24 protein-coding genes and 1 pseudogene are annotated in these 26,712 nt (G+C 74.0%); 10 read left to right on the top strand and 15 right to left on the bottom strand.

Translation table 11 applies throughout. The features are described from left to right. Positions 1–6 precede the first annotated feature (6 nt). The 7 genes from AC6JBM_RS25475 to AC6JBM_RS25505 form a co-directional block, all read right to left on the bottom strand. Positions 7–1,263, bottom strand: a complete 1,257-nt coding sequence (locus tag AC6JBM_RS25475; RefSeq protein WP_497986087.1) for an Nramp family divalent metal transporter — start codon at positions 1,261–1,263, stop codon at positions 7–9. Between the two features lie 57 nt (positions 1,264–1,320). Beyond that, positions 1,321–2,994, bottom strand: coding sequence for an alpha-keto acid decarboxylase family protein (locus tag AC6JBM_RS25480; protein ID WP_497986088.1), 1,674 nt, complete (start codon positions 2,992–2,994; stop codon positions 1,321–1,323). Between the two features lie 61 nt (positions 2,995–3,055). Beyond that, complete coding sequence (locus AC6JBM_RS25485) at positions 3,056–4,837, bottom strand: right-handed parallel beta-helix repeat-containing protein (protein WP_497986089.1); 1,782 nt, start codon at positions 4,835–4,837, stop codon at positions 3,056–3,058. Between the two features lie 139 nt (positions 4,838–4,976). Continuing rightward, positions 4,977–6,200: a PhzF family phenazine biosynthesis protein gene (locus tag AC6JBM_RS25490; RefSeq protein ID WP_497986090.1), complete on the bottom strand. Its 1,224-nt coding sequence runs from the start codon at positions 6,198–6,200 to the stop codon at positions 4,977–4,979. Positions 6,201–6,709: 509 nt separating this feature from the next. Continuing rightward, the gene (locus AC6JBM_RS25495; RefSeq protein WP_497986091.1) at positions 6,710–7,252 is read right to left on the bottom strand and encodes a DUF6886 family protein; all 543 of its coding nucleotides are present in this window, start codon (positions 7,250–7,252) and stop codon (positions 6,710–6,712) included. Beyond that, positions 7,252–8,055 carry a ribonuclease H family protein gene (locus AC6JBM_RS25500; protein WP_497986092.1) on the bottom strand — a complete coding sequence of 268 codons (804 nt, stop codon included), beginning with the start codon at positions 8,053–8,055 and terminating at the stop codon, positions 7,252–7,254. The genes AC6JBM_RS25495 and AC6JBM_RS25500 overlap by 1 nt, the downstream gene beginning before the upstream one ends. Before the next feature lie 34 nt (positions 8,056–8,089). Next, positions 8,090–9,004 carry a GlxA family transcriptional regulator gene (locus AC6JBM_RS25505; protein WP_497986093.1) on the bottom strand — a complete coding sequence of 305 codons (915 nt, stop codon included), beginning with the start codon at positions 9,002–9,004 and terminating at the stop codon, positions 8,090–8,092. Positions 9,005–9,086: 82 nt separating this feature from the next. Between AC6JBM_RS25505 and AC6JBM_RS25510 the strand changes: the two genes are divergently transcribed. Further along, positions 9,087–9,722 carry a DJ-1/PfpI family protein gene (locus tag AC6JBM_RS25510; protein WP_497986094.1) on the top strand — a complete coding sequence of 212 codons (636 nt, stop codon included), beginning with the start codon at positions 9,087–9,089 and terminating at the stop codon, positions 9,720–9,722. 94 nt (positions 9,723–9,816) lie between these two features. Further along, positions 9,817–11,913, top strand: coding sequence for an MMPL family transporter (locus AC6JBM_RS25515; RefSeq protein ID WP_497986095.1), 2,097 nt, complete (start codon positions 9,817–9,819; stop codon positions 11,911–11,913). Here AC6JBM_RS25515 and AC6JBM_RS25520 read toward each other — a convergent pair. Genes AC6JBM_RS25520 through AC6JBM_RS25530 form a run of 3 tightly spaced genes read right to left on the bottom strand, consistent with a single transcriptional unit; the run spans position 11,875 to position 14,570 of the window. Then, entirely contained in the window at positions 11,875–12,426 is a 552-nt protein-coding gene (locus AC6JBM_RS25520) for a GNAT family N-acetyltransferase (RefSeq protein ID WP_497986096.1), read from the bottom strand. The two genes, AC6JBM_RS25515 and AC6JBM_RS25520, sit on opposite strands and share 39 nt — an antisense overlap. 24 nt (positions 12,427–12,450) lie before the next feature. Then, positions 12,451–13,938 carry a molybdopterin-dependent oxidoreductase gene (locus tag AC6JBM_RS25525; protein WP_497986097.1) on the bottom strand — a complete coding sequence of 496 codons (1,488 nt, stop codon included), beginning with the start codon at positions 13,936–13,938 and terminating at the stop codon, positions 12,451–12,453. Further along, positions 13,938–14,570, bottom strand: coding sequence for a fasciclin domain-containing protein (locus tag AC6JBM_RS25530; protein WP_497986098.1), 633 nt, complete (start codon positions 14,568–14,570; stop codon positions 13,938–13,940). The genes AC6JBM_RS25525 and AC6JBM_RS25530 overlap by 1 nt, the downstream gene beginning before the upstream one ends. A gap of 221 nt (positions 14,571–14,791) precedes the next feature. Between AC6JBM_RS25530 and AC6JBM_RS25535 the strand changes: the two genes are divergently transcribed. The 4 genes from AC6JBM_RS25535 to AC6JBM_RS25550 all read left to right on the top strand — a co-directional run bounded on the left by AC6JBM_RS25535 (position 14,792) and on the right by AC6JBM_RS25550 (position 19,803). Then, positions 14,792–17,728 (top strand): glycosyl hydrolase, encoded by a 2,937-nt coding sequence (locus AC6JBM_RS25535; RefSeq protein ID WP_497986099.1) that lies wholly within the window; start codon positions 14,792–14,794, stop codon positions 17,726–17,728. Between the two features lie 19 nt (positions 17,729–17,747). Beyond that, on the top strand, positions 17,748–18,209 hold the full coding sequence (locus AC6JBM_RS25540; RefSeq protein ID WP_497986100.1) for a S26 family signal peptidase: 462 nt from the start codon (positions 17,748–17,750) through the stop codon (positions 18,207–18,209). Positions 18,210–18,304: 95 nt separating this feature from the next. Further along, positions 18,305–18,547, top strand: a complete 243-nt coding sequence (locus AC6JBM_RS25545) for a hypothetical protein (RefSeq protein ID WP_497986101.1) — start codon at positions 18,305–18,307, stop codon at positions 18,545–18,547. After that, positions 18,469–19,803 carry an ABC transporter ATP-binding protein gene (locus AC6JBM_RS25550; protein WP_497986102.1) on the top strand — a complete coding sequence of 445 codons (1,335 nt, stop codon included), beginning with the start codon at positions 18,469–18,471 and terminating at the stop codon, positions 19,801–19,803. The genes AC6JBM_RS25545 and AC6JBM_RS25550 overlap by 79 nt, the downstream gene beginning before the upstream one ends. Here the strand turns inward: AC6JBM_RS25550 and AC6JBM_RS25555 are convergent. Further along, on the bottom strand, positions 19,775–20,128 hold the full coding sequence (locus AC6JBM_RS25555; protein ID WP_497986103.1) for a hypothetical protein: 354 nt from the start codon (positions 20,126–20,128) through the stop codon (positions 19,775–19,777). The genes AC6JBM_RS25550 and AC6JBM_RS25555 overlap by 29 nt on opposite strands. 59 nt (positions 20,129–20,187) lie before the next feature. Here AC6JBM_RS25555 and AC6JBM_RS25560 point away from each other — a divergent pair, with 59 nt between their 5' ends. Both AC6JBM_RS25560 and AC6JBM_RS25565 read left to right on the top strand, forming a co-directional pair. Further along, positions 20,188–20,727 (top strand): TetR/AcrR family transcriptional regulator, encoded by a 540-nt coding sequence (locus AC6JBM_RS25560; protein WP_497986104.1) that lies wholly within the window; start codon positions 20,188–20,190, stop codon positions 20,725–20,727. Positions 20,728–20,741: 14 nt separating this feature from the next. Next, positions 20,742–21,143, top strand: coding sequence for a GNAT family N-acetyltransferase (locus tag AC6JBM_RS25565; protein WP_497986105.1), 402 nt, complete (start codon positions 20,742–20,744; stop codon positions 21,141–21,143). A 4-nt stretch (positions 21,144–21,147) separates the two neighbouring features. Here AC6JBM_RS25565 and AC6JBM_RS25570 read toward each other — a convergent pair whose 3' ends face one another. Next, on the bottom strand, positions 21,148–21,993 hold the full coding sequence (locus tag AC6JBM_RS25570) for a hypothetical protein (RefSeq protein ID WP_497986106.1): 846 nt from the start codon (positions 21,991–21,993) through the stop codon (positions 21,148–21,150). Between the two features lie 601 nt (positions 21,994–22,594). Further along, on the bottom strand, positions 22,595–23,137 hold the full coding sequence (locus AC6JBM_RS25575; RefSeq protein ID WP_497986107.1) for a universal stress protein: 543 nt from the start codon (positions 23,135–23,137) through the stop codon (positions 22,595–22,597). A 314-nt stretch (positions 23,138–23,451) separates the two neighbouring features. On the opposite strand from AC6JBM_RS25575, the pseudogene AC6JBM_RS25580 reads away from it, so the two are divergent. Next, positions 23,452–23,868: pseudogene (locus AC6JBM_RS25580) on the top strand (transposase); the annotation flags it as partial. 111 nt (positions 23,869–23,979) lie between these two features. Here AC6JBM_RS25580 and AC6JBM_RS25585 read toward each other — a convergent pair. Together AC6JBM_RS25585 and AC6JBM_RS25590 are read right to left on the bottom strand one after the other, a co-directional pair. Further along, positions 23,980–25,215, bottom strand: a complete 1,236-nt coding sequence (locus AC6JBM_RS25585) for an SLC13 family permease (protein ID WP_497986108.1) — start codon at positions 25,213–25,215, stop codon at positions 23,980–23,982. Between the two features lie 42 nt (positions 25,216–25,257). After that, positions 25,258–26,064: an endonuclease/exonuclease/phosphatase family protein gene (locus AC6JBM_RS25590; RefSeq protein WP_497986109.1), complete on the bottom strand. Its 807-nt coding sequence runs from the start codon at positions 26,062–26,064 to the stop codon at positions 25,258–25,260. Between the two features lie 35 nt (positions 26,065–26,099). Between AC6JBM_RS25590 and AC6JBM_RS25595 the strand changes: the two genes are divergently transcribed. Next, positions 26,100–26,690 (top strand): YdcF family protein, encoded by a 591-nt coding sequence (locus AC6JBM_RS25595; RefSeq protein WP_497986110.1) that lies wholly within the window; start codon positions 26,100–26,102, stop codon positions 26,688–26,690. The last annotated feature ends 22 nt before the right edge of the window (positions 26,691–26,712 follow it).

The following is a 26,712-nucleotide window of genomic DNA, read 5'->3' on the forward strand; positions in this document are numbered from 1 at the left end:
CGGCCCTCAGACGACGAGCAGGACCGGCAGGGACAGGCCCGCGGCGGCGACCACGAAGCCGGCGCTCGCGGCCACCCGGGTCGTGGCCGCGGCGTTCACGAGCCCGCCCATGAGCGACCGGTCCCGGCAGAAGTGCACCAGCAAAAACAGCGCCACCGGTACGCCCAGTGAGATCACGACCTGGCTGAGCACCAGCAGCGCGGTCAGCGGCGCCCCCAGCAGCAGCGCGGCGACCGCCGGCAGCATCGTCAGCCCGCGGCGCAGCAGGCTCGGGATCCGCCATCCGAGGAACCCGCCCATCACGAAGTCCCCGGCGAGCGTGCCGATCCCGGACGAGGAGACCCCGGAGGCGAGCAGCGCGACGGCGAACGCCAGCGCCGCCGCCCCGCCGGCCCGCGCCGCGATCTGCTCGTGCGCGGCGATGATGTCGCCCGTCCAGCCGCCGGCGGTGAGCGCCCCGAGGCCGGCCCCGAGCGCGATCATCGCGACGTTGACCACGGCCGCGCCGCCCAGCGCGATCCCGCAGTCCAGCCGCAGGGCCCGGCGCACCACGCCCGGGGTCCGGCCGCCGATCGCCTCGGCGACGCGGAACTCGGGGCGCACCGCGAGGGCCGAGTGCAGGTAGATCGCGTGCGGCATGACGGTCGCGCCGACGATGCCCATGGCGAGCAGGGCGCCGCGCGGGCCGTCGAGCCGGGGCACGAGACCGCCCGCGAGCCCGGCGGCCGACTGGTGCCCGACGGCGGCGACGTCGTAGAGGATGCCGGCCCCGACGAGCAGCAGGGCCGCGGCCGTGAACAGCTCGAACCGGCGGCGGCCGCGGCGGCGCAGCTCCAGCAGGACCAGCGAGACCACCGCCGTGACGAGCGCCGCCGGGGCGACGGGCAGGCCGAACAGCAGCCGCAGTCCGATCGCCGCCCCGACGAACTCGGCCAGGTCGGTCGCGAGCACCACGAGCTCGGCCTGGGCCCACAGCAGCCGGCTCGCCCAGCGGGGCAGCCGCTCCCGGCACAGCTCCGGCAGGCTCCGGCCGGTCGCCACGCCGAGCTTCGCGGCCTGGAACTGCACGAGCAGCGCGACGAGGCTCGCCGCGACGACGACCCAGACGAGCAGGTACCCGCTCGTGGCCCCGGCGGTCAGGTTCGTGGCCACGTTGCCGGGGTCGACGTACGCGACGGCGGCGACGACGGCCGGCCCGACGAGCGGCGTGAGGCGGGGTTTTCGGTGTGGTACCGGCGGATCCGCGACGGCGACCTGCTCCATGGACTCAACGGTGGACCGCCGCGCCGCCGGATGCCTCACCTGCGGTGGCTACCGGGCCTACACCGGCGCGTGATGGTAGTCGGCGCCCGCGAACGCCTTGCCGATGCGCACGACGGACTCGGGCGCGTCCAGCCGGCCCATCCGCGCCTCGATGAAGACCGGCCGGTCGCGGGTCGCCGCCGCCTTGTCCAGCGCCGCGGCGAGCTGGTCCTCGGTGGCCACCGCGGCGGTGACGGCCCGGTCGTGCGGGTCGAAGGCCTGGACCAGCCGGTCGTACCGCCACGCCCCGATCGTGTTGTAGGCGGCGTACTCGCCGAGGATGCAGCGCTCCACGGTGTACCCGTCGTTGTTCACGAGCACGATGACCGGATTGAGCCCGAGCCGCAGCACCGTGGCGAGCTCCTGCGCGGTGAGCTGGAACGAGCCGTCGCCGATGCACAGCACGTGGCGGCGATCGGGCGCGGCGAGCATGGTGCCGAGCAGCGCCGGGAGCGTGTAGCCGATCGAGCCCCACAGCGGCTGCCCGACGAAGGCGCAGTCGCGCGGCAGGGGCTGGGCGGCGCTGCCGAAGTACGACGTGCCCTGCTCGGCCACGACGACGTCCCCGGGGCGCAGGAACCCCGCGATCAGCGGCCAGAAGCGCTCCTGGAGCAGCGGCGCGCCCGGCCTCGGCTCGGGGCTGGACGGGATGCGCCGGTGCGTGGCGGGCTCGCGGCCGGTCGCCGGCTCGGGGGACTCCGCGAGCGCGGTCAGGGCGTCCTTCAGGGCGACGTGGGCGTACGGCGTGCCGCCCACCGAGGCCGCCGACGGGTGCAGCTCGACCATGCGGGCCGGCTCGATGCGCTGGGTGAAGCCGCCGGTGACCGCGTCGGTGAACTGGCACCCGACCGCGAGCAGGCACTCGGCGTCCTCCACGGCCGCCCGCGCCTCCGGTGGCCCGAGCGCGCCCGCGTAGCCGCCGGCGAACTGGTCGTGGGTCTCCGGGAAGACGCCCTTGGCGCTGCTCAGCGTCGCGACCGGGCAGCCGAGCGCCTCGGCCAGGGTCAGCAGCCGCGGGCCGAGCCGGTAGCGGTCCACCTCGGGCCCGGCGAGGATCGCGACCGAGGTCGCGGCGCGGAGGCGCTCGCGCACGTCGGCGGCGAACCGGGCCAGCATCGCCGGGTCGCTGGACGGCTCCGGCAGGGCGAGCGGGGCCTTCGGGGCGGCGACGCGCTGGCCGGCGACATCCGCGGGCAGCATGAGGTACACCGGCCGCTTCTCCAGCCAGCACAGGCGCAGCAGCCGGTCGATCTCCTCGGCGGCGTTGTCGCGGCCGAGCAGCGCCTGGCCGGCCGTGTACTGCGCGGCGCACTGCGCGGCCCGGGTGAAGTCGCCGTCGCCGGTGGTGTGGTGCACGAGCTGCCGCTCCCGCATCACGAACGTGGCCGGCGTGCCCACGATGGACACCACCGGGACGCGCTCGGCGAAGGCACCGCCGATGCCGTTGAGCGCGCTGAGCTCGCCGACGCTGAAGGTGGTGACGACCGCGCCGATTCCGTTGAGCCGGGCGTAGCCGTCGGCGGCGTAGGCCGCGTTGAGCTCGTTGCAGTTGCCGACCCAGTCGATGCCGTCGGCCGCCTCGATCTGGTCGAGGAACTCGAGCTGATAGTCGCCGGGCACGCCGAACACGTGCCGGACGCCGGTCTCCCGCAGGCGCAGGAGGAGGTACTCACCGATCGTGCAATCCGTCATCGCCCGGCACTACCCCGCCTCACGGGCGCTTATGTGAGGCGGGGCGCGACGCGTTCGGGGGTCAGAGGCTGACGGCCCGGCCGCCGAGGGTGACCACGAGGTGACCGTCGGAGGCGAAAGACCAGGCGAGCGCGCCGCTGTAGCCGGTGCAGCGGGAGCCGTTGGTGCCCGTCCAGAACTGGTTGGAGCTGTCGGCGTTGCCGATCGTCTTGTCGTTCGACCCGCCACCGGCGAACCGGCACGACGTGTTGCCGCGGAACGTCGAGGTGCCCGCGTCGAACGAGTAGTTGCGCTCGGCGTTGTCGATGGAGAGGTTGTTGGAGATGGTCATCGAGCCCGGGTTGCTGTTGTAGGTGAACCCGTGGTGACCGTTCTTGTAGGCGATGCTGCGCTGCACGACGTGGTTCACGGCGATGTCGTCGCCGCCGAGCTTGTAGCCGTTGCGGTCGCCGTTGGCGTTGACCTGGCCGTTGCTCAGGGTGCCGTTGTTGTACGACAGCGAGTCCTGGATGGTGACCGGGCCGATCGCGCCCGTGTCGGTCTTCGTGTAGAGGTCCCAGCCGTCGTCGATGTTGTTGTGCGACACGTCGTAGCGGAAGACGTTGCCGGTGCCGATGGTCAGCTTGGCCGCGAAGCCGTCGGCGTCCTCACCGTCGGAGTCGGCGTTGTCGTGGGACTCGCTGCTGAGGATGAGATTGCCGGCCGGCCAGTTGGCCTTGGGCGTGTCGGAGGCGATGCGCGAGATCTGCAGGCCGCTGTCGTGGTTGAACCGGGTCACCACGCGCTCGATGATGTTGTTGCTGCCGCCCACGAAGATGCCGTTGTCGCCCGCGCGCTCGACGATGATGCCGGTGATGTGCCAGTAGTTGCCGTTCACGGCCAGGCCCCGGTTGGCGTCGGCCTCGGGCATCGCGGAGAAGTTCAGCACCGGGGTCTCGCCGGGGTACGCCGTGATGTTCTTCAGGGCGCTCGCGCTGCCGTTGTTGCCGGGCGCGATCACGACGGTCGAGGAGAGACTGTAGGTGCCGCCGCGCACGTAGATCGTCCCGCCGGCCGTCACCCGGGTGATCGCCGAGGCGAGCGTCGTCGGGCTGGCCTGGGTGCCGGGGTTGCCCGCGGCGCCGGTCGGGGCGACGTACAGCGTGCTCGCACCCGGACTCTGACTCTGCGTCGGGCTGGGGCTCGGGCTCGCGGTGGGGGATCCGGTCGTCGTCGTCGGCGGCGGCGTCGTCGGGCTCGTGCCGCCCGTCGTGACCGTCACGTTGTCGAAGTTCGCGCTGGAGTAGGCGGTCTGCAGCCCGATACGACCCTTGGCGATCGCGGTGTTGCTCACGTTCGCGATCGTGGCGCCGTCGACGGACGCGCTGATGGAGCTCCCGTTCACAGTGATCCCGAGGGTGTACCAGGTGCCGCTGGACACGGTCCGCGACGCGCTGCCCAGCACGGTGACCGAGCCGCTGTTCACGGCCTGCAGCTGCACCGAGTTGCCGGGCAGCAGCGCCAGCCGGTAGAACGTGGTGGCGCTGGTGGAGCGGGCCAGCAGCGCGGCGAACCCGCCCGAGCCCAGCGCGAGCGGCTTCACGGCGGCCTGCACGGTGTAGTTCGTCCAGCCGCTGTCGCCGGCGAACTCGCGGGCGTTCTCGCTGCCGGTGCTGGACTGCTGCAGCACCTTGCTGCCGTCGGTGACGACGCTCCAGGTGCCGCCCGACTTCGACCAGCCGCTGGTCGAGCCGTCCTCGAAGGTCGCGCTGAACGCGGTGTCGGCGAACGCGACCTGGGTGGCGAACAGGACACCGGCGACCGCGGTGGCGGCGGCCAGCCACCGGCGCTTGTGTGGAATCAAGGCGACCTCCGAGAGGGCGGGGTGCGGGATCGACGGCTCCCAATGCTAGGAAAGCGTTTTCCTAGGTCGCAAGGCGAAGCGTTTGCAGGTTTGTTGCAGCTTTCTCATTGCAGCTTTCTGCAGCTTTTTGCTGTGCCGCTCAGATGTGCAGGCGGCCGTCCGCCACGACCACCGCACTGCCCGCGATCTCGACCCGATCGACCCGGCCGCCGAGCATCGAGACCTGCGCGCGGATCGTGGACGGGCGGCCCATCTCCACGCCCTGCCGGACGGTGATCGCCCCGCCGAGCGGCACCAGCCCGTGCCGGCCGAGGTGCAGCGCGAGGGGGCCGGCGGCCGAGCCGGTCCCGGCGTCCTCGGTCACCCCGTAGGCCGGCGAGAACATCCGCGCACGCCACACGAGCGGGTCGTCGGTGGGCGCGAAGCAGTTCGCCGCGAGATCCTCGTGCGCGGCGAGGGCCCGCAGGTCGACGCGCAGCGCCGAGAGCGCTTCGACGCTGTCCAGGCCGACGAACGCGTGCCGGGGGCCGTTGCGGTACACCTCGACCGGGAGCGTGGACTCGCGGACCCCGAGCGCCGCGAGCAGCTCGCCGGCGCGCGCGTACGGCTCCCACACCGGGATCGGCTGCCGCATGCGCGCGGTGATGGCCCGCCGGGCACGGTGTTCTCGCCCGGTGAGGCGGAACGGCACGACACCCATGCCGCTCGCCACGCCCAGCCCGCCGTCGTCGCATCCCGCCGCGCGCGTTCCGTCGCCGCGCTGTGCGCGTTCGCGCAGCCCGCCGTCGCGACCCGCCGCACACATTCCGTCGCCGCGCTGTGCGCACTCGCGCAGCCCGCCCGCGTCGTGGGGTTCCCGCCCGGTGAAGCGGAACGGCACGACACCCATGCTGCCGTCGTCGCACCCCGCCGCGCACGTTCCGTCGCCGCGCTGTGCGCGTTCGCGCAGCCCGCCGTCGCACCCCGCCGCGCACGTTCCGTCGCCGCGCTGTGCGCGTTCGCGCAGCCCGCCGTCGTCGCGGGGTTCCCGCCCGGTGAAGCGGAACGGCACGACACCCATGCCGGTCTCCATGCGCAGCCCGCCGTCGCGCACGCTGGGATGCCCGATCGCGGCGAGGACCACCGCGGTGCCGAACGTCGGATGCCCGGCGAACGGCAGCTCACCGACGGGCGTGAAAATACGCACGCGCACGTCTCCGCCCTCGATCGGCGGGAACACGAACGTGGTCTCGGAGAGGTTCATCTCGCGCGCGATGCGCTGCATACACTCGGCGGAGAGCCCGGCCGCGTCGGGAAGGACGGCGAGCGGGTTACCTTCGAGCGCGGTATCGGTGAAAACGTCCGCGATAACGTAGTCGTACACGATCCCGACGGTAGGTCCCGGCCGGGACACCGCCCACTACTCGAACGAGCAGCTCCGCGCACACAAACGCCTACGCCGGCACGTGCTCAACGCGCGCAACACGTCCGGCGGCGCGGAGGGCGGCCCGTGCGCAACGCGTCCGGCGGCACATGCGCGGCACATCCGACGACGCGTGCCCAATGCGGACGGCGGTGGGTGTTCAAGGCGTGCACGGCGCGTCCGCCGGCACGTGCGCTCAGCGCGAGAGGCGGCCCGTGCACAAACGCGTTCGCGGCGCGTGCCAGCGCGTGCGGCGGCGCGTGTTCAAGGCGTGCGCCACGCATCCGGCGGCACGTGCCCAACGGGTGCCCAACGCGCACGGCGACACGGGTCCAGCGCGCACGGCGACGCGGCCTCAGCGCGCACGGCGACGCGGCCTCAGCGCGCACGGCGACACGGGCTCAGCGCGCACGGCGGCGCGGGTTCAACGCGCACGGCGACACGGGTTCAACGCGTGCGGCAGAGCGTGCTCAGGACGTGCGGCGGCGCGGTTGGGCGTTGCGCAGCCGGATGCCGCTGAACGCCATGGTGCTCGCAATCACCGCGTCCCAGAAGGGCCAGAGATTGTCGAGCACGCGCAGCTGAATCCCGGCCTCGGCGTGCAGGTCCAGTAGGTTGCCGACCGGCTCCGCGGGGCCCAGCGGGACCACGGGCTCCTCCGCCACCTGGGCGTGCCCGTCGTCGCCGAACGGGCGGAAGGGGGCGGCCGCGAATCGATACGCGTACAGTCGCGTCGTGCGCATCGCGTCCAGCCAGGCGAACTCGATGGCGTGCACCCGCGGGCCGCAGCCGGCGCCGGCGATGCGGTCGCGATCGGCGTCCGTCGTCGCCGGGATCGCCCATGCCATCGCGCGCGGGCACTGGCGTGGGAACCAGTAGTCGGGCGCGCGGGCGGCATCCACCGCCCAGACGTAGGCCTCCGGCTGCTGCGCGGTCGCGGCGACGTGCGGGGCGAACCGCTCGATCGCCGGGTCCTCGGAGAAGTGCAGCACCTCGCCGGGCTCGGGCCGCATCAGCCGGCTACGTCGAGCAGATACCAGTTGCCCTCCACGTGTGCGGCGGAGAGCAGGATCCGCCAGCCCACCCGCGCCTGCGCGGCGATCTCCGGCGGCACCGCGACCGCCCCGATCTCCTCGAACGTGATCGCGCGCGGGCCGACGGCGACGATGGCCCGGTGCTCGTCCTCGATCATCGTGTCCGCGAGCTCGACGAGCTCGGCCGGGTCGGGGCCGTCGGGGTCGTTGGCGACGTGCTCCCCGAGCGCCTCGGCGAACTCCTCCAGCGCCGCACCGCTCCCGGCGGCATCGCCACCCGTCTCGGCACCATCGCCGGCCGTATCGGAGGCGTCGCCGGCCATCTCGGCACCATCACCCGCCGTCTCGGAGGCGTCGTCGGCCATATCTACAGCAGTGGAGGCCGTATCAAGAGGGTCGGCCGAATCAAGAGGGTCGGCCGTATCAAGAACAGCACCGGCCGCCGAGCCGACCATCTCCTGGGCCTGCGCCAGCTCCGGGTAGTCGCCCGACCAGGCCCAGGTGACCTTGTGCGTCCGGGTCGCGGCCCGCAGCCGCTCCCACAGCCCGCCCTCCCCGCCCCCGCGCACGTAGTCGCTGTGCACCCGCACCTCGACCGCCGTCGGCCGGGTCAGGCACTCCAGGCCCGCGACGACTGCGGTCAGCGCCATCCGGTCGGCGGGCGCGCCCGGCTCGGTGCCCTGGACCTCGCGGCGGTGCCGCCCGTACGTCAGGACCGCCGCCCAGGCCCCGCCGGCCCCGGCCGCGTGGACAAAGGCCTGCTTGGCTGTTTGATCGACCACAGACCAATCTTCGCACCCGCCCCCGCGAGCCGTCTCACCGGAACGTGGTGCGGTACGCCTGCGGCGTCACCCCGGTCGCGCGCTTGAACTGCGCCCGGAAGTTCGTCGGCGACACGAATCCGGCCAGGTGCGCGATCCGCTCGACCCCGTGCCCGGTCGTCTCCAACAGCTCCTGCGCCCGCCGCACCCGCGCCGCGGCCAGCCACCGCATCGGGCTGCTGCCGGTCTCCTCGTGGAAGCGGCGGTTCAGGGTGCGCACGCTCAGCCCCGCGTGCGCGGCGATCCCGGCCAGGCTCAGGTCCCGGTGCGCGTGCTCCTCCAGCCAGGCGAGCACCGGCCCGAGCCCGGCGTCGTCGGGCGGGGCGGCGGGGCGGGCGATGTACTGCGCCTGTCCCCCGTCCCGGTGCAGCGGCGCGACCGCGAGCCGCGACGCGTGCGCGGCCGCCGCGGCGCCGTGGTCGCGGCGGACCAGGTGCAGGCACATGTCCACGCCGGCGGTGGCCCCGGCCGAGGTGACGAACTGCCCGCTGTCGACGTAGAGCACGTCCGGGTCCAGGTCGACGCGGGGGTACCGCCGCCGGAACTCCTCCGCCGCGGCCCAGTGCGTGGTCGCGCGCCGCCCGTCGAGAAGCCCGGCCTCGGCGAGCGTGAACGCGCCGACGCAGATGGACGCGATGCGGGTGCCGGCCGCCGCGGCCGCCCGCAGCGCGTCGAGCGTCCCGGGGTCGGCGGGGGCGTCGACGCTGCGGCCGGGCACGACGATCGTGTCGGCCGTGGCGAGCGCCTCGAGCCCGTGCCGCACCGCGAGGCGCATCGGGCCGGCGTCGACGGCACCGGTCGCGGCGCAGACCTCGACGCGGTACCCGGGCATCCGCCCGAGCGTCTCGATCGGCGTCGCGAGGTCGAACGCGATCGTGTCGGGCAGGGCGAGGACGACCACGGTGTGCACGCGACCCCCTTGGCACGAAACTGCCGGACAACGGCAATCTTGCCACTGGGCGCCCGGCCGGCCCACCGCGAGCATCGAGGACATGCTGATCCAGATCGTGTTGTTCGACGGGTTCGACCCGCTCGACGTCGTCGCCCCGTTCGAGGTCCTCGCCGCCGGGGCCGACCTCGCCGGGCGGCCGCAGGACGAGGTGCGGCTCGTGGCCGCGGACGGCCCGCGCGAGGTCACCGGGGCCACCCGCGGGCTGAGCCTGCGCGCGACGGCCGCCCTGGACCCCGCGGCGCCGGGCTACGTGATCGTGCCGGGGGCTGGCGGGGCGGTCGGGGAGATCCCGGCGATCCTCGGCCGGGTCGCCCAGTCGGCCCTGATACCGCAGGTCCGCGCGGCCCTGGACGCGCCCGGCGTCACGGTCGCGACCGTCTGCGGCGGCTCGCTCGCCCTTGCGCTGGCCGGGCTGCTCCAGGGGCGGCCAGCGGTCACCCACGGGCTCGGGATGGACGCGCTCGCGGCGACCGGTGCGCGGCCGGTGCGCGCCCGCGTGGTCGACGACGGCGACCTGGTCACCGCGGGCGGGGTCACCTCCGGGCTGGACCTGGGGCTGCACCTGGTCGGGCGCGAGTACGGGCCGAGGGTCGCCCTGGCGGTGCAGGAGCTGTTCGAGTACGAGCGGCGAGGGACCGCCTGGCGCGACGCGGGCGCCGAGCCGGTGATGACATAACGGGTGTTGCGTCGATTCTTGCGTCGGCCGAGTTTGCGGGGTATCACTCGGGGAACCTTTCCATCATCGAAAGATCTCCCCCGAAGGGTATGCGATGCGGATTGCGACGGCGATCACCGGACGGCTTGGAGCGATCGTCGTCCTCCTGGTCGCGATCGGGCTGACGGCGCTGGCGTTCGTCACCTCGCCGGAGCAGCCGGCCGCCCGGGCCACCGACGGGCTCCCCGCCGGCAAGCAGTCGACGCGGGTCACCGAGCTGCAGGATCGCTTCCCGAGCGGCCGCACGCAGACCGCGCTGGTGATCTTCGAGCGGGCGGGCGGGCCGCTGACCGAGGCCGACCGGCAGGCGGTCGACCGGGCCCGGGCCGCCGCCGGGCCCATCGCGCTCGGCGGCCGGGTCGCGCCCGCGGCGCCGTCCGACGACGGGCAGGCGATGCTCGTCGCGGTGCCGCTGCGGGCCGGCGGGACCGAGCAGGTGGCCGGCGAGGTGGAGCGGCTGCGCGCCGCGGTGGCGGGGGTCCAGCCGCCCGACGGGCTGCGGGTGCTCGTCACCGGCGGTCCCGCGTTCGCCCGGGACATCTCGGCCGCGTTCGACGGCGCCGACTTCACGCTGCTGGCCGCGACCGCGATCGTCGTGGCGGTGCTGCTGCTGGTGACGTACCGTAGCCCGATCCTGTGGCTCGTCCCGCTCGCCGTCATCGGCACCGCCGACCAGGTGGTCGCGAAGCTGCTGCCCTGGGTCGCGAAGGTGGCCGGCCAGCCCACGCAGGGCCAGGTCAGCGGCATCGTGTCCGTGCTGGTCTTCGGGGCCGGGACGGACTACGCGCTGCTGCTCATCGCGCGGTACCGCGAAGAGCTCCGCCACACCGAAAACCGCCGCGAGGCCATGGCCGCCGCCCTGCGCGGGGCCGCCCCGGCCGTCATCGGCAGCGCCACCACCGTGGTCCTCGCCCTGCTCACGCTGCTCTTCGCGGTGCTGACCACCAACCGCACCCTGGGCGTGGCCGCCGCGCTCGGCGTGATCGTCGCGCTCGTCTTCGGCCTCGTCGTGCTCCCGGCCGCGCTCGTGTGCCTGCCCCGGGGCGTGTTCTGGCCGTTCGTGCCGCGGGTCGGCTCCGAGGACCCGGCCCACGCCGGCTTCTGGTCACGCGTCGCCGCCGGGGTCCAGCGGCGCCCCCGCGTCGTGCTCGCCGCCGCCGTCGTGCTCCTCGCGGCCCTGACCGCGGGGCTCATCGGCACGAAGATCGGGCTGTCGCAGACCGAGCAGTTCCGCACCGAGGTCGAGTCCGTCACCGGCGCCGAGGCCCTCGCGCGGCACTACCCGGCCGGCGCCGCCCAGCCGGTCGCGGTCATCGTGCACGCGCCCGCCGCCGACCCTGCCCGGGCCGCCGCGAACGGGGTCAAGGGCGTCGCCGAGGTCGGCGAGCCCGAGCGCTCCGACGACGGCGCGCTCGTCACCTTCACCGTGGACCTGACCAGCGGCTCCGGCACGGCCGCGGCGGACCGCACGGTCCAGGACCTGCGCGCGGCCCTGACCGGGATCCCGGGCGCGGGCGCGCTCGTGGGCGGGGACCCCGCGGCGGACCTCGACGAGCGCGACGCCAACCTTCGCGATGATTACGTGGTCGTACCGCTGGTGCTCGCCGTCGTCCTGCTCGTCCTCGTGCTCTTGCTGCGCTCGCTGGTCGCGCCGCTGCTGTTGCTGTTCACGGTCGTCGTGAGCTTCGCGGCCAGCCTCGGCGCCGCGAGTCTCGTGCTGCGCCACGTGCTGGACATCCCGGCGCTGGGCACCGCCGTGCCGCTGCTGGCGTTCCTGTTCCTGGTGGCGCTCGGCGTCGACTACAACATCTTCCTGGCCACCCGGGCCCGCGAGGAGGCGCCGCACCTGGGCACCCGCGCGGGCATGGTCCGGGCCCTGGCCACGACCGGCGGCGTGATCACCTCGGCCGGCATCCTGCTCGCCGCGGTGTTCGCGGTGCTCGGCGTGCTCCCGGTGATCGTGCTGACCCAGATCGGCGTCATCGTCGGCATCGGCGTGGTGGTCGACACCCTCATCGTGCGCACGATCGTCGTGCCGGCCCTGGCCCTGCTGCTGGGCGAGCGGTTCTGGTGGCCGGCCTCCATCAAGGGCCGGCACGAGGCGCCCGAGCCGTCAGCCCGCCACCTCGAGGGCGTCGCTCGCCAGGATTGACCAGATCTCCGTGTCGTGCCGGACGCCGTGGTACGGGTACGACTCCCGAAGGACGCCGTCGAGGCGCATCCCGAGCCGGCGCGCCACGGCGGAGCTCGCGGCGTTGTCGGGCCTGCACTTCCACTCGACCCGGTGCAGGCCCCGGGTGTTGATGGCCCAGTCGATGAGCACCCGCGCCGCCGCGGTCACCAGGCCGCGGCCCTGCCCGGCGGGTTCGAGCCAGACGCCCAGCTCGCAGGCCCCGGCCTCGGCGCTGAAGTGCACGAACATGGTCCCGCCGACGAGGGTGCCGTCCAGCCAGATGCCGAACAACCGCCCGGCGTCGCGGGCCTGCAGGTCGGCGTAGCGCTGCAGGGTCGCCCGGGCCGAGTCGAGGTCGGTGCTGACCGACGCCCACGGGATCCAGGGGTCGACCACCTCCCGGGCCCGGTCCATGTGTGCGAGGAACTCCGCGGCCTGCCACGGCTCCAGCGGGCGCAGCTCGGCCCCGCCCCCGAGGGATACGCTGAACATGATCACACCGTACGCGGGCGCGCATCAGCCGTCGACGGTGACCGTCACGGTGTGCCAGCCGGTGGCGCCGTCGGGGAACGGGGTGGCCCGCCGCTCCGGCTGGACCGCGCCGGTCCCGTCGGTGGCCCGGACCCGCAGCGTGTGCGGGCCGGGCGTCGCGGACCACGTCAGCCGCCACTGCACCCAGGTGACGTCCGAGGGCACCGGCAGCAGCTCGGCCCGCCGCCACGGCTCCGCGTCGACCTGCACCTCGACCGCGGCGATCCCCCGGCCCTGGGCCCAGGCGACCCCGGCGACCGGCACCGAGCCGGCCCGCACACGCCCGAACGCGCCGGGCCGGTCGATGCGCGACGCCGTCTTGACCGGGCCGCGGGGCGCCCAGCCGCGCGCGACCCAGTACGCGTCGACGGCGCCGAACGTGGTCAGCTCGAGCTCGGTGAGCCACTTGCACGCGCCCGCGTAGCCGTACACGCCCGGCGTCAGCATCCGCACCGGGAACCCGTGCTCGAGCGGCAGCGGCTCCCCGTTCATGCCGACGCACAGCAGCACGTCCGGGGTGTCGAGCACGGTGCCGAGCGGGGTGCCGATGCTCATCCCGTCGACCGAGCGCGCGAGCACCTGGTCGGCGCCGGGGTCGATCCCGGCCTCGCGCAGCAGCGGGGCGAGCGGCACCCCGAGCCAGCGGGCGGTGCCGATGTACGGGCCGCCGACCTCGTTCGACACGCAGTTGAGCGTGATGTGCCGCTCGACCAGGGGCCGCCGGAGCAGCTCGGCGAAGGTGAACGTGCGCGGCCGCTCGACCCGGCCGTGGATGTGCAGCCGCCAGGCGCCGAGGTCGACCCGGGGCACCGTCAGCGCGGTGTCGACCCGGTAGAAGTCCCGGTTCGCGGTCACGAACCCGGGGTCCTGTCCGGCCGGCAGGGGCGGGGCCGGGTCCGCGGGCGCGGGCAGCCGCACCGCCTCGCGGTCCCGGGCCGCGGCGCCGCCGCGCACCCGCCGGGCCACGACCGCGGCCCCGCCCGCGACCGCCACGAGGGCGGCGGCCCGCAGGAACGCGCGCCGGTCGAAGCCCTCGGGCCGCGGCGCCGGCCGGTGCAGCGTCCACAGCACGATCCCGGTGACGGCCCCGCCGAGCAGCGACGGCAGCGCCGCGGCCGGCCCGGCGGCCGGCCGGCTCACGGCCGCGGCCGCGCCGGCGATCGCGAAGAGCGCCGCGCCGCCCGGGCCGAACCAGCGCCGGCGGGCCGCGAGCAGCCCGGCGAGCACGGCGACGGCCGCGAGCGCGACGGCGATGCCGCCGAGCAGGACCGGCTTGTCCGCGGTGCCGAACGTGCGCACCGCGAACTCCTTCACGGGCGTCGGGGCCGCGTCGACGAGCACCCCGCCGACCGCGACGGCCGGGCCGGCCGCCGGGTCGGTGAGCGCCGCGAGCAGTTCGGCCACGGCGATCCCGGCCGCCGCCGTCAGCAGGCCCGACAGGCCCGCCCGGCGACGGCTCTCCACAGTGGACATCAGCTCTTGGGCATGAGGACGGTGTCGACGATGTAGACGGTCGCGTTGGCCGTCTGCACGTTGCCGCACACGACCATCGCGTTGCCGTTGACGGTGAAGCTGGTGCCGGAGCCGGCCACCATGAGGTCGGAGCCCTGCTGTGTCGTGTGGGTGCCGGCCAGCTCGGACGGGCTCAGCTTGCCGGGCACCACGTGGTAGGTCAGCACGGCGGCGAGGGTCTTCGGGTCGGCCAGCACCTTGTCCAGGTCGGCCTTCGGGATCTTCCCGAACGCGTCGTTCGTCGGCGCGAAGACGGTGACGTCCTTGGTGTTGTTGAGCGAGTCGACCAGGTTGGCCTGCTTCACCGCACCGACCAATGTGGACAGCAGCGGGTTGCCGGCGGCCGCGGAGGCGACCGGGACCTTGGCCATCGCGTCGAAGCTGCCCGGGTTGGCCGGGTCCGTCGGCACCGCCGCACAGCCCGGACCGAACTGCGTCCCCGTGCCCGCCATCGGCGCGGCACTGGAAGGGGCGGCGGCGGTCGTCATCGGCGCCGATGGTGCGGCCGTGTCGTCCGAGGAGCCCCCGCACGCGGCGAGGGACAGGGCGAGGGCGGTGGCGGCGGCCACGGCGGCGAACTTGGTGCGAACCATGAGCAATCCCCTTCAATCGGTACGTTCACCGATGATTCGCGGCCGGGATCGCGCCGGATGGGTCCGACTTTGGGCGAGAGCGCTCTCAACACATATGAGCAGCTCACAGCGAAGATAGAGAGCGCTCTCCGAAAACCGGTCATTGACACTGGTCGCATTTGGTGCGCAGAATTCGCAAGGACCCCGGAAGCCCGCCACTTCGAACCCACGGAGTCCACCCCATGCGCCTGAGAAAAGGCCGGCCCCTCGCGGCCGGTGCGATCGCCGTTGCCGTGGTCGCCACCGCGCTGACCTTCCTCGCCCTCCCCAGCGCCGAAGCCGCCACGCTCGGCTCCGGCAGCTACGCCACCACCACGCCGACCGGTGCCACCGGCCCGACCGGCTGCGGCAGCATCGCCACCAACCCGCGGCAGTACGTCACCGCGAACGCCCCCGCCGGAGCCGTGCCCACGAACGACTGGTGGTCGTCGCTGCTGTTCAAGCGGACCGACTGCAACTACTCCCTGCCGCTCGAGGCCCACCCGATGGCCTTCAAGCCCGCCGCCAACGGCCTCGGCGTCTCGTACACCACCGAGGCCGCCATCTCCGGCACCGCGACCGGCGTCGGGGAGTACCACTTCCCGTACACCACCGAGTTCACCCTCGGCGTGGCCGGCCTGAACGCGCCGAACACCCTGGTGGACGGCTGGACCGACTGGACCGTCACCCCCTCGTGGTCCGACGGCGCCCGCACGCTGAAGACGACCATCGGCCACGGGATCCCGTTCGTGTACGCCCGCACCTCCGGCGGCAACGCGCAGCTGACCTTCGGCGGCGCGCCCACCGTGTGGTCCAACAGCGGCGCCCGCGTCGGGTTCACCGTGCGCGGCCACGACTACATGGCCTACGCGCCCACCGGGGCGACGTGGACGGTCAGCGGCTCGACCATCACCTCGACGCTGGCCGGCAAGGACTACTTCTCCGTCGCGCTGCTGCCGACCACCACCTCGACCTCGGCCGCGGACCGCACCGCGCTTGCGAACACGTACGGCACGTACGCCCACAACCACGTCACCGGCACCCGCGTCGCGTGGAGCTACGACCAGTCGGCGAGCAACGTCAACGCCACCTACACCGTGACCACCACCGCCCGCGAGGGCACCGGCTCGGGCACGGTGCTCGCGCTCTACCCGCACCAGTGGAAGAGCCTCTCGGGCAGCACCCCGATCGCGCAGACCTACGTCTCCCCGCGCGGGACGATGAAGGTGCTCACGGGCACCGGCGCGTTCACGACGGCCACGCGCTACCAGGGCGTGCTGCCGGAGATCCCCGCGGTCGCCGACTCGGCCGGGGCCGACCTGACCACGGTCGGCGCCTACCTCGACCAGGTGGCCACCGGCGACCCGCTGGCCGCGTTCGGCAACGACACCTACTGGACCGGCAAGGGCCTCGGCCGCGCCGCCCGGGCCGCCGAGCTCGCCGACCAGCTCGGCCGCACCGCCCAGCGCGACGCGCTGCTGGGCGCCATCCGCACCCGCCTGACCGACTGGTTCACCGCGGGCTCGGGCGAGGCGGAGCGCCTGTTCGTCTACAACCAGGCGTGGGGCACGCTCATCGGCTACCCGGCCTCGTACGGCTCCGACCAGGAGCTCAACGACCACCACTTCCACTACGGGTACTACATCGCCGCGGCCGCGACCCTCGCCAAGTTCGACAAGGCGTGGGCGGCCACGAGCGCGTACGGCGGAATGGTCAACCTGCTCATCCGGGACGCCAACAACCCGGACCGCAACGACACCATGTTCCCGTTCCTGCGCGACTTCGACATCTACGCCGGGCACGACTGGGCGTCCGGGCACGGGTCGTTCGGGGCCGGCAACAACCAGGAGTCCTCGTCGGAGGGCATGAACTTCGCCAACGCGCTCATCCAGTGGGGCATCGCGACCGGCAACACCGCGGTCCGCGACGCCGGGCTGTACATCTACTCCACGCAGGCGCAGGCGATCCAGGAGTACTGGTTCGACTCGTCCAACCAGAACTTCCCGTCCACGTTCGCGCACAACACGGTCGGCATGGTCTGGGGCGACGGCGGGGCCTACGCGACCTGGTTCAGCGCCGAGCCGGAGATGATCCAGGGCATCAACATGCTCCCGGTGACCGGCGGCTCCCTCTACATGGGGTACAAGCCCTCGTACATCGCCACCAACTACAACGAGATGACGACCAACAACGGCGGCCCGCCCACGGTGTGGCAGGACGTGCTGTGGTCGTTCCAGGCGCTGGGCAACGGCGACCAGGCGCTCGCGAACCTGCGGGCGAACCCCGGGTACACCCCGGAGGAAGGCGAGAGCAAGGCGCACACCTTCCACTGGATCCGCAACCTCGCCGCGCTGGGCACCGTGGACGCCTCGGTGACCGCGAACACGCCGCTGTACGCGGTGTTCACGAAGAACGGCCAGCGCACGTACGCCGCGACGAACCTCGGCTCGACGGCGCTCACGGTCACGTTCTCCGACGGGCACACGCTGAGCGTCGGGGCCGGGAAGACCGCGACCAACGGGGCCTTCACCTGGAGCGGCGGCAACGGGACCAGCAACCCGCCGTCGTCGCCGCCGCCCACCTCCACGTCCCCGTCGCCGTCGCGCTCGGCGTCGCCCTCGCCGTCCGCATCGCAGCCGCCGGTCGGGTCCAGCAAGTTCTACCTGCGCAGCGGTCCGGCGCTGAACACCACGGCCGGCGGCGGGGCGGGCACGCAGACGATCACCGCGGCCAACGGCAACTACGACGGCACCCCGCACAACCCGGTGACCTACACGGCGTGCGGCATCACCGGCTCGACCAACGGCGCGGCGACCCAGTTCGCGTTCCACGTCGACGCCGGTACCGCGGTCGGGCAGGGCATCCAGGCCCGGGTCTCGTACGACTTCACCGGCGGCGGCACCTACGGCCGGGTCGAGACGTACCGCTACTTCGCCACCGACCCGGTCGCGGGCACCGAGCAGTACACGCAGTCCGCCGGCCTCGCGTCCTCGTCCGGCACCCTGTCGGCGATGAACCGCGGCTGCGTGAAGCTGGAGCTGTGGAACGCCATCGGCAACGCGAACACCACCGTGCGCGTGGACGCGACCGCCGCCAACGGCAACCAGTCCACCCTCACGATCCCCTACACCGTCTCCTGACCCGATACCCTTCGGGCCCATGAGGCCCCTCTTGATCGGCGCCGGCGTCCTCCTCGGAGGCGCCGGCGCCTTCGTGTTCCTGCGCCGCCGATTCGTCGTCGTCACCGTCAGCGGGCCGAGCATGGAGCCCACCCTCGCGCACGGCGACCGGTTGCTGGTGCGGCGCCGCCCGGCCCGGCCGCCGCGGCTCGGCGACATCGTGGTGCTGCAGCCGCCGCCCGACGACCTGGACTGGGACGCCCTCGCCCGGCGCACCGGGACCCGCGGCCCGTGGAACATCAAGCGCATCGCGGCCGGACCCGGCGACCCGGTGCCCGACAGCGCCGCCAAGGCGTGCGGGCTGGACGCCGGGGCGCCGGTGCCCGCCGGGCGGTACGTCGTCATCGGCGACGGCGCGGTCAGCTACGACTCGCGCGAGTGGGGCCTGCTGCCCGCCGACCGGATCCTCGGCGTGCTGCGGCGCCGGCTGGCCACTCGGTAGCAACGCGGTAGGACTCCCGTAGCAGAATTTGCGAGCGTCAATCCGGCGGTCATCGCCGCCGTGCCCGCAAGGACGCCAATACAGGAGGTTCCTGCATGTCCAGAGTGCTCAACGCCCTCGGCGACCGGATGCTCGGCGCGCTGCTGCCGAAGACGACCGCGCACGCGATCACGTGCCGCGGCCAGATCGTCGGCCAGAGCGGCAGCTGCGAGATCTACTGCTACATCTGGACGGGAGGCCGCTCGGAGAAGATGCGCCGGTGCAGCACTCCGCCGCCCCGGCGGTCGCGGCCGAGGTGCTGCTGGGCCGGGCGCGGGCGGCGATGGCCTGGCGGATGAGCCCGCGGGCCCGCCGCCAGCTGTTCTACGCCGACCTGCTGACCGATTTGCGCGCGGCCAAGGAGGTGCGGCTGTTCGGCCTCGGCGACTTCCTGCGCGGGCGGCTGCTGCGCGAGGTCGGCGCGGCCAACGACGGCGAGCAGACCCTGGACCGGCGCGAGGTGCTCGTGCAGGCCGGGCTCAGCGCGCTCGGCGGCATCGCGGCCGGCGCCGGGCTCGTCTGGGTGGTCGCGGACGCGGCCGGCGGCCGGCTCTCCGTCGGCGACATCGCCGTGTTCGTCGCCGCCGTCGCCGGTGTCCAAAGTGGACTGATTGGGCTCGTCGGCCAGCTCGGCGGCGCGTACGAGGCACTGCTGCACTTCGGCCACTACCGCGCGGTGCTGCGCGCGAGGCCGGACCTGCCCGTGGCGCCCGCCGCCCCACCCGTGCCCGCGCTGCGCGACGGCATCGAGCTGCGCGACGTGTGGTTCCGCTACGACGACGCCCACCCGTGGGTGCTGCGCGGCGTCGACCTGTTCCTGCCGCGCGGGCAGGCCGTGGCCCTCGTGGGGCTGAACGGCTCCGGCAAGTCGACGCTCGTGAAGCTGTTGTGCCGGTTCTACGACCCGCAGCGCGGCGCCGTGCTGTGGGACGGCGCCGACATCCGCACGTTCGACCCGGCGAGCCTGCGCCGGCGGCTCGCCGCGGTGTTCCAGGACTACGTCGCCTTCGACCTCACGGCCGCGGAGAACGTCGGGCTGGGCGACCTCGGCGCGCTCGACGACCGGGACCGGCTGCGGGCGGCCGCGACCCTCGCCGGGATCGACGGGACGCTGTCGGGGCTGCCGCGCGGCTACGACACCATGCTCAGCCGCACCTTCTTCGACGCCGCCGACGGCGACGACCCGGAGGCCGGGGTGCTGCTCTCCGGCGGGCAGTGGCAGCGGGTCGCGCTCGCCCGGGCGTACCTGCGCGACGACCGCGACCTGGCGATCCTCGACGAGCCCAGCGCCGGGCTGGACGCCGAGGCCGAGCACGACCTGCACCGCGACCTGCGCCGCCACCGGGCCGGGCGCACGAACCTGCTGATCTCGCACCGGCTCAGCGCGGTCCGCACCGCCGACCGCATCGTGGTGCTCGCCGAGGGCCGGATCGTGGAGCAGGGCACGCACGCGGCGCTCATGGCCGCCGGCGGCGCGTACGCGCGGCTGTTCGAGCTGCAGGCGGCCGGCTACTCGGCCGGCATGCTCAGCGCGCCGGCGGATGTTCCAGGGTGACGGTGACCGTGACGCGGCCCTTGTCGTCGCGGCGGGACACCGCGTGGCCGGGCCGGTCCTCGCCGTCGAGGTGCAGCAGGATCGGGCCGCCCGCGCCGAGGAAGTTGCGCCACCACGCCTTGGCGTCGGGGAACTGCACGCCGATGGTGACGGTGTCGCCGGAGCGGCGGTAGGCGACCGGGGTGCTGAAGGTCTTCCCCGAGCGGCGGCCGGTGTAGGTGACGACGGTCAGGCGGCGGCGCACCACGCGGCCGAGGCGCGGCGAGTCGCGCAGCCGCAGCACACAGGCGTTGACGCGGCGCACGGTTTCCTTGGGCAGTTCCACGACGATCACGGTACCGGCTAACTGGAGACCCTCGTCCAGTTGCCGGTAAAGTGAGAAGCATGCGCACCGCGGCCTCTCGATTGCGCGCCGACGCCAGGCAGAACCGCGATCGCATCCTCGATGTCGCCGCCGAGCTGTTCGCCGAGCGCGGGATCGACGTGCCGATGGCCGCGGTCGCACGGCACGCCGGGGTCGGGGTGGCCACGCTGTACCGCCGCTTCCCCACCCGCGAGGCGCTCGTCGCCGAGGTGTTCGCCGAGCAGTTCGCCGCGTGCTCCGCGGTGCTCTACGACGCGCTCGAGGACCCGGACCCGTGGCGCGGCTTCCGCACCGTGGTCGAACGGGTCTGCGCGATGCAGGCCGCCGACCGGGGGTTCAGCGCCGCGGTGCTCGCCGCGTTCCCGCACCTGATCGACCTCGAGCACGAGCGCGCCCGGGGCGTGGAGGCGTTCGCCGGGCTCGTCGCCCGCGCCCAGGCCGCCGGCCGGCTGCGCGCCGACTTCGAACCCGGCGACCTGCTGCTGATCCTGCAGGCCAACTGCGGCGTCACGGACTCCGGGCGCCTGGTGGCGTACCTCCTCGACGCCTTCGCCGCCTGACCGAGGGAGCCGCTGTGCACATCCGCACGTTCCGCTGGGCCGACTACGAGGGTGCGGTGGCGCTGTGGGAGGCCGCGGGCAACGACGTCCTGCCGTGGGCCGAGCTGGAGGCGAAACTGACCCGGGACCCGGAGCTGTTCCTGGTCGCCGAGGCCGGCGACGGCGCGCTGGCGGGCGTGGTGCTGGGCACCTACGACGGGCGGCGCGGCTTCATCCTCCGGCTCGCCGTCGCCGCGTCCCGGCGGCGCCAGGGCATCGCGACCCGGCTCGTCGCCGAGCTGGAGGAGCGCCTGAAGGCGCTCGGCTGCCCGCGCGTCAACCTGCTCGTGCTGCCGCAGAACGCGTCGGGGCTGCGGTTCTGGCAGGCGCTCGGGTACCTGCCGGCGCCCGACGTGCTCTGCACCAAGCCGCTGTGAGGCCTCAGCCGTTGCGGTGGTGCTTCTTCACGAACGTGTACCCGGGCGCCAGCGGCTCGTCGGGGAACTGGCCGCTGTCGATCGCCTGGCGGTGCAGCGCGAGGGCCCGCGGGGACGGGCGGGTGCCGGGCTGCAGCTTGCGGATGAAGCCGGCGACCCAGTGCTCGTGCCGGTTGGAGGGGTCGGTCTCGGCAGGCTCGTCGGGCCGCGCGCCGGGCTCGAGCAGCGGCGCGTAGAACAGCATCGGCACCCCCTCGGCCCCGTCGGCGGGCGGGAACGACGGCCGCCCCTCGGCGTCGAGGCTGCCGGCCACGCGGGTGACGTACCCCTCGCGGATGAGCTGGTCGATCGCGTTGCGCAGCAGGAAGGTCCCGCGGGTCCCGCGCCCGAGCCCGGCGCGCTTGACGAGGTCGGCCTCGGGAAACACCGCGCTGCCGTCCTCGAACACCCGCCCGTGGCGCCGCACCGCGTCCAGCACCTTCCCGCGGTTGGAGTTGGCGGGACGGAACTCGTGGGTCACGATCAGGGGGTCGTACTCATGGAAGTACGCGATCCCGTCGACCTTCAGCGGCTCGCCGAGCGGCTTCGTGCGCAGCTGCACCTGACGGCGGGCCGGCTGCCAGGTCAGCCCCACGAGCACGCCGACATGCGCGTCGGGCGGCCACGCGACCCCGATCCGCAGGCCGTCCTCGTCCTCCTCGGCCACGGCGTCGAAGACCAGCCGGCCGGGGGTGACCCCGTGGGCGCGATGGTCGAGCACGACGGTCTCGGCTTCGGCACACTCCGGCGGCACCGGCATCGTCCCGCCGTCGAGGTCGGCGCGGCGCAGCGCGTACCAGGGAGTCTTCACGCTGGGAATCTACCCGCCCGCATGGCCGGCGAGTGGTAGGCCGTGGGGACACGAAACCCCGCCGACCAGGCCGTAAGCCGCTCGGCTTCCTCGTCGCGGGCGGCCCCGGCGTCTGCGCGCCGGTGTCGTCACCGAGCAGCCAGCGGGTCTTGCGGACCACGGTCTTCGTCCCGGTTCCGAGATGTTCGCTATTTGCGCCTCGGCGCGGTCCTGGATCGTGGTTTCGGTCGCATTCTGGGATCATTGTCGACATGGGGCAGATGCAGTTGTTCAGTTCTCGGGAATTGGCTGCTATGCGGGATCGGACGAAGGCTCGAAATTGGTGTCCGGGAAGGATGAGTTCCGCCGCGAAGCACAGCGACGGCGTGATTTTGGCCTGGTGAGGTGGCATGCGGAGAAGCTGCGCCGCATCCACGGTTTCACAGAAAATGCCCCGGCACAATCGTCGCCCGACCCCCACCAATCCGCCGACGCGACAATTCAGCGGCCAGCGCCGTGCAATTCCACCGCCGCGCCGGCACATGGCGAATCAGACACCGCGCGGACTCTAGCGGCGCGGAGGCGGAGGCGGATCGTCACCCCGCAGCGGCCCCGGCGAACTCTAGCGGCGCGGAGGCGGGGCCCCGTGCAGCGGCGGGCCATGGTGATGCGGCGGCGGAGGCGGCTCGGCACCTGGGGGCGGCGGGGTCGTGACCAGAGGCTGCTCCGGCCATACGAGCAGCACCGGGCAAGGCGCATGGTCCACGACGAAGCGCGTGAAGCGGCCCAGGCTCCGCGGCCCCACCCGCGTCCGGTCCCCGTCCCGCGCCACCACCAGCAAGTCTGCACCGAGATCATTACACGCGGCGATGACCTCGTGCTCGGTGCGGCCACGGCGCACGGCCGTCTCGCAGGGCCGGTCCAGCGACGCGGCGGCCGCGGCCAGAAGGTCCCGCTCGGCGGCCTCGGCCGCCGCGGCCATGGCCGGGCCCGGGTCGCGGTGCCCGCGGCCGAGCAATCCGCTCCAGGCGCCGCTCACCTCGCCGGCCGTGGCCGGGTCCACGACGTGCAGGAGGGTGACGCGCGCATCGGAAGGCGCGTGGCGTGCGGCGGCCTCGGCGGCGGCGGCCCAGGTGCCCTCGGCTAGCCAGACGAGCACATGCATGTACCGAGGTTCGCAGATGATCCACGCATGTCGCCACCGCTGGCGCCGAATCGGGCAAATACCCTGACGGGGTATAAGTCCGATATGTCGCGGCGCGAAGCGCCCGACATATCGCCGCCGACATGCCCGTCTCCGCTGCGGCCCGCACAGCCCTTCCCCAGAGGCACCGACCTCGCCGCAGTCGCCGCCCAGCTCAACCGGCGTGGTGTACGAATCGCCGACCTTTGTGGTGGTTGAGGATGCGGAGACGGTCACCGCTTGATCCTTCGAACTGACGAAAGTACCCAAGTGTGTGGACGTCGGCCGGTTCCTGCGTGAGGAAGCACCGCCGGCGCGCCGAACAGGCTCCCGTGTCCGTGGTGGCCACCGCCTATCTGCTCGGGGTCTGCACGCGGCGGGCGGAGAAGCTCGTCGAGCAGCTGGGCATCGCCGGGCTGTCCAAAAGTCAGGTGTCGGGGATGGACGCGCAGGTCGAGGCGTTGCGGAACCGGCCCCTACACGTTCCTCGCCCCGGACGCGCTCGTGGTGAAGGTCCGTGAACGCGGCCGGATTGCCGGCGCCACCGGCGTCAACGCCGACGGGCAGCGGGAAGTCCCGGCCTGGAGGCCACCTCCGACGAGGACGGCGCCGGCCGGCTGGCGTTCCTGCGCAGCTTGACGGCCCGCGGCCTGACCGGCGTCCGGCTCGTGGTCTCCGACGCACGCCGCGGCCTCGTCAGCGCGATCGGCGCCGCGCTGCACCACCAGCGCGGACACGATCACATATCGCCGCTCCTCAGACCAACAGACCGGGCCCGCCGTCGCCGCCCCAGGCGCAGGAACCCGCCGGCCGAGGGCGCCGCGTCACACCCCGGCGACCCACAGACCGGCCCACAGCGCCGCCACCGCCGCCAGCAGCGCCGCCGGCACCGTCAAGGCGCCCAGGCGCAGGAACCGCCCGGCCGAGGGAGCGGCGTCGCGCGCGTGGAGGATCTGGCGCCACAGGAGCGTGGCGAGGGAGCCGACGTACGTGAGGTTCGGGCCCACGTTCACCCCGATGAGCACCGCCAGCAGCAGGCCCGGCGAGTGCTGCACCGCGGGCACCAGGACGAGGGTCGCCGGCAGGTTGTTCAGCAGGTTCGCCAGCAGCGCCGCGAGGGCCGCCGTCGCCAGCAGGCCCAGGAAGGACGCGTCGCCCGGGGTGAGGGTGTCGACCAGCCGGCCCAGGCCGTGCTCGCGCACGGCCAGGACCACGACGCCCAGGCCGAGGACGAAGGCGCAGAAGGCCGGGTTCGCGGCCTTGATCGCGGCCCGGAACCCCAGTTTTCCGGCGCGGATCAGCGGGACGGCCAGGGCCAGGGCGCCGGCCGCGGCCGCGAAGGCGGGGTGGACGCCGACGGGCTGGCCCGCGGCGAAGCCGGCCAGGGTGAGGACGAGGACGACCAGGGCGTAGCGCGGGGGCTTCGCCGGCTCGGCGGCGGGCGGGGTGGACGCCACGGCCAGGTCGGAGGCGAAGAAGCGGCGCAGGATGACGTACTCGACCGCGACCACCGCCAGCCACGGGGCGGCCATCAGGCCGGCGAAGGCGGCGAAGCTCAGGCCGCTCGCGGCGAACGCGAGCAGGTTGGTGAGGTTGGACACGGGCAGCAGCAGCGAGGCCGAGTTCGCCAGGTGGGTGCAGGCGTAGACGTGCGGGTCGGGGCGGGCGCGGATGCGCAGGGCGGCGGCGAAGACCACCGGGGTCAGCAGCACCACCGTCGCGTCGAGGCTGAGGACCGCGGTGACCAGGGCGGCCGCGGCGAAGACCGCCCCCAGCAGGCGCTTCGGGCGGCCCTGGGAGTGGCGGGCGGCCAGGTCGCCGATGTACGCGAAGACGCCGTGCACCTCCGCGAGGTACGACAGCAGCAGCACGGCCGCGAGGAAGCCCACGGTGGGGCCCAGCTCGCGCACCTCGGCCCCGGCCTCGGGCCACGTGACCAGGCCGAACAGCACCGCCAGGACCGCCGCCGGGACCGCGGCCACGGCCTCGGGCAGCCCGAACGGTCGCGCCACGGCGAACCCGAGGACGGCGACCAGCAGCAGCACGGCAACGACCAGCACGGCGGCAGCCTACGGGCAAGATCTGGGCGCCGCACCGCGGGCTCAGAGCGGGGCGAGCGACACCAGCAGGCCGGGGTGATCGGTCGCCTGCCGCAGGTCCAGCGCGTCGGTGCCCGTGAGCGCGTGGTCGGCGGTGGCGATCACGTACTGCACCGACCCGTCGTCGGCGCGCACGTACCCGTTGCCGGGCACGCACCCCTGCGCGTGGTCGGCGAGGTTGAAGTCGCCCGCGGCCACGGTCGGCTCGTAGCCGGCGCGCGCGTGCAGCCCGGGGATCGCGGTGCCGAAGAGGTACCGGCACTGCGCGAACGCCACCGCCGGCACGGTGTTGGCCAGGTGCGTCGTGCACGCCTGGTAGGCCCCGCGCGCGTGTACGCAGACCCAGGCGCGCTCCTCGGGGTCGCCGGTGTCCTGGTCCGGGTAGAGCCCGCCGTCGATCACGGTCGCGCGGCGCGGGCCGGTGACGCGGGCCAGGAGCCCGATGCCGTACTCCTCCCCGTTCACGCACGCGAACGGCCCCCCGCTACGACGGTCCCCGGCCGGCTCGAACGCGCGCACGATCGTGTCGCCCGGGAACACCCACGCGAGCACCGCGCCGAGGGCCTCGACGTCCCCGGCGCAGATCTCGTTGAGCGTGACCACGTCGGGCCGGTGCGCGCGCAGCTCACCCGCGGCCACCGCGACCGCCCGGCCCGTGAAGCAGCTCGCGAACCCGCTGTCGCACAGGTTGAGCTGCAGCACCCGCAGCGGCGGGCGGGCCGCCTCGCCGGGCGCGGGCGTGGCCCCGAGCACGGCGGCCGCGACACAGGCGAGCACCGCCGCGATGCGCCGCGCCCCGCGCCCCCTCATGCCGGGCAGCATATCGACCGGGTTACGGTCGCGTCATGCCCCCGAACGCCGCCACGCTGCTGGTCTTCGGCCGCGGCGTGATGCGGGACGAGGCCGGCTGGGCGCTCACCGACGACAGCCTGGCCCGCGTCCGCGCCGCCGCCGAGCACGTCGAGCGGGCCGGCGCGCCCGCGCGGATCGTCTTCACCGGCGGCTGGGCCGGCGCCTCGCTGGGCGCGCCGGAGCCGCCCCCGGGCCACCGCGAGGGCGACCTGATGCTGCGCGCCGCGCGGGAGGCGGGCCTGGGCCGGGCGAGCCGCCTCCTCGCCGAGACGCGCTCGCGCAGCACCCTCGAGAACCTGCTCAACCTGGTCGAGGACGGGCTCGTCGGCGGCCCGTACAGCCCCGCCGAGCCGCTCGGCCTGGTCTCCCACGCCTGGCACCTGCCGCGGGTGCGCTACCTGGCCGGCAAGATCCTCCGGCTGCGGGGCGCCGCGCTGCTCGACATCCCGGCCGCGGGTCCGTGGCAGCCCGAGCGGCTGCTGCGCCTCGGCTCCCGGCTGTGCTTCCTGGGCGCGTCCAGCCCGGCGGCCCTGCGCCGCCGCGAGCGCCTCGCGGTGGCCCTGGCCCGTCGCTGCGGCCGCTGAGTGATCTCGCCCCCGGCGGGGT

Source organism: Dactylosporangium thailandense (assembly GCF_059739745.1).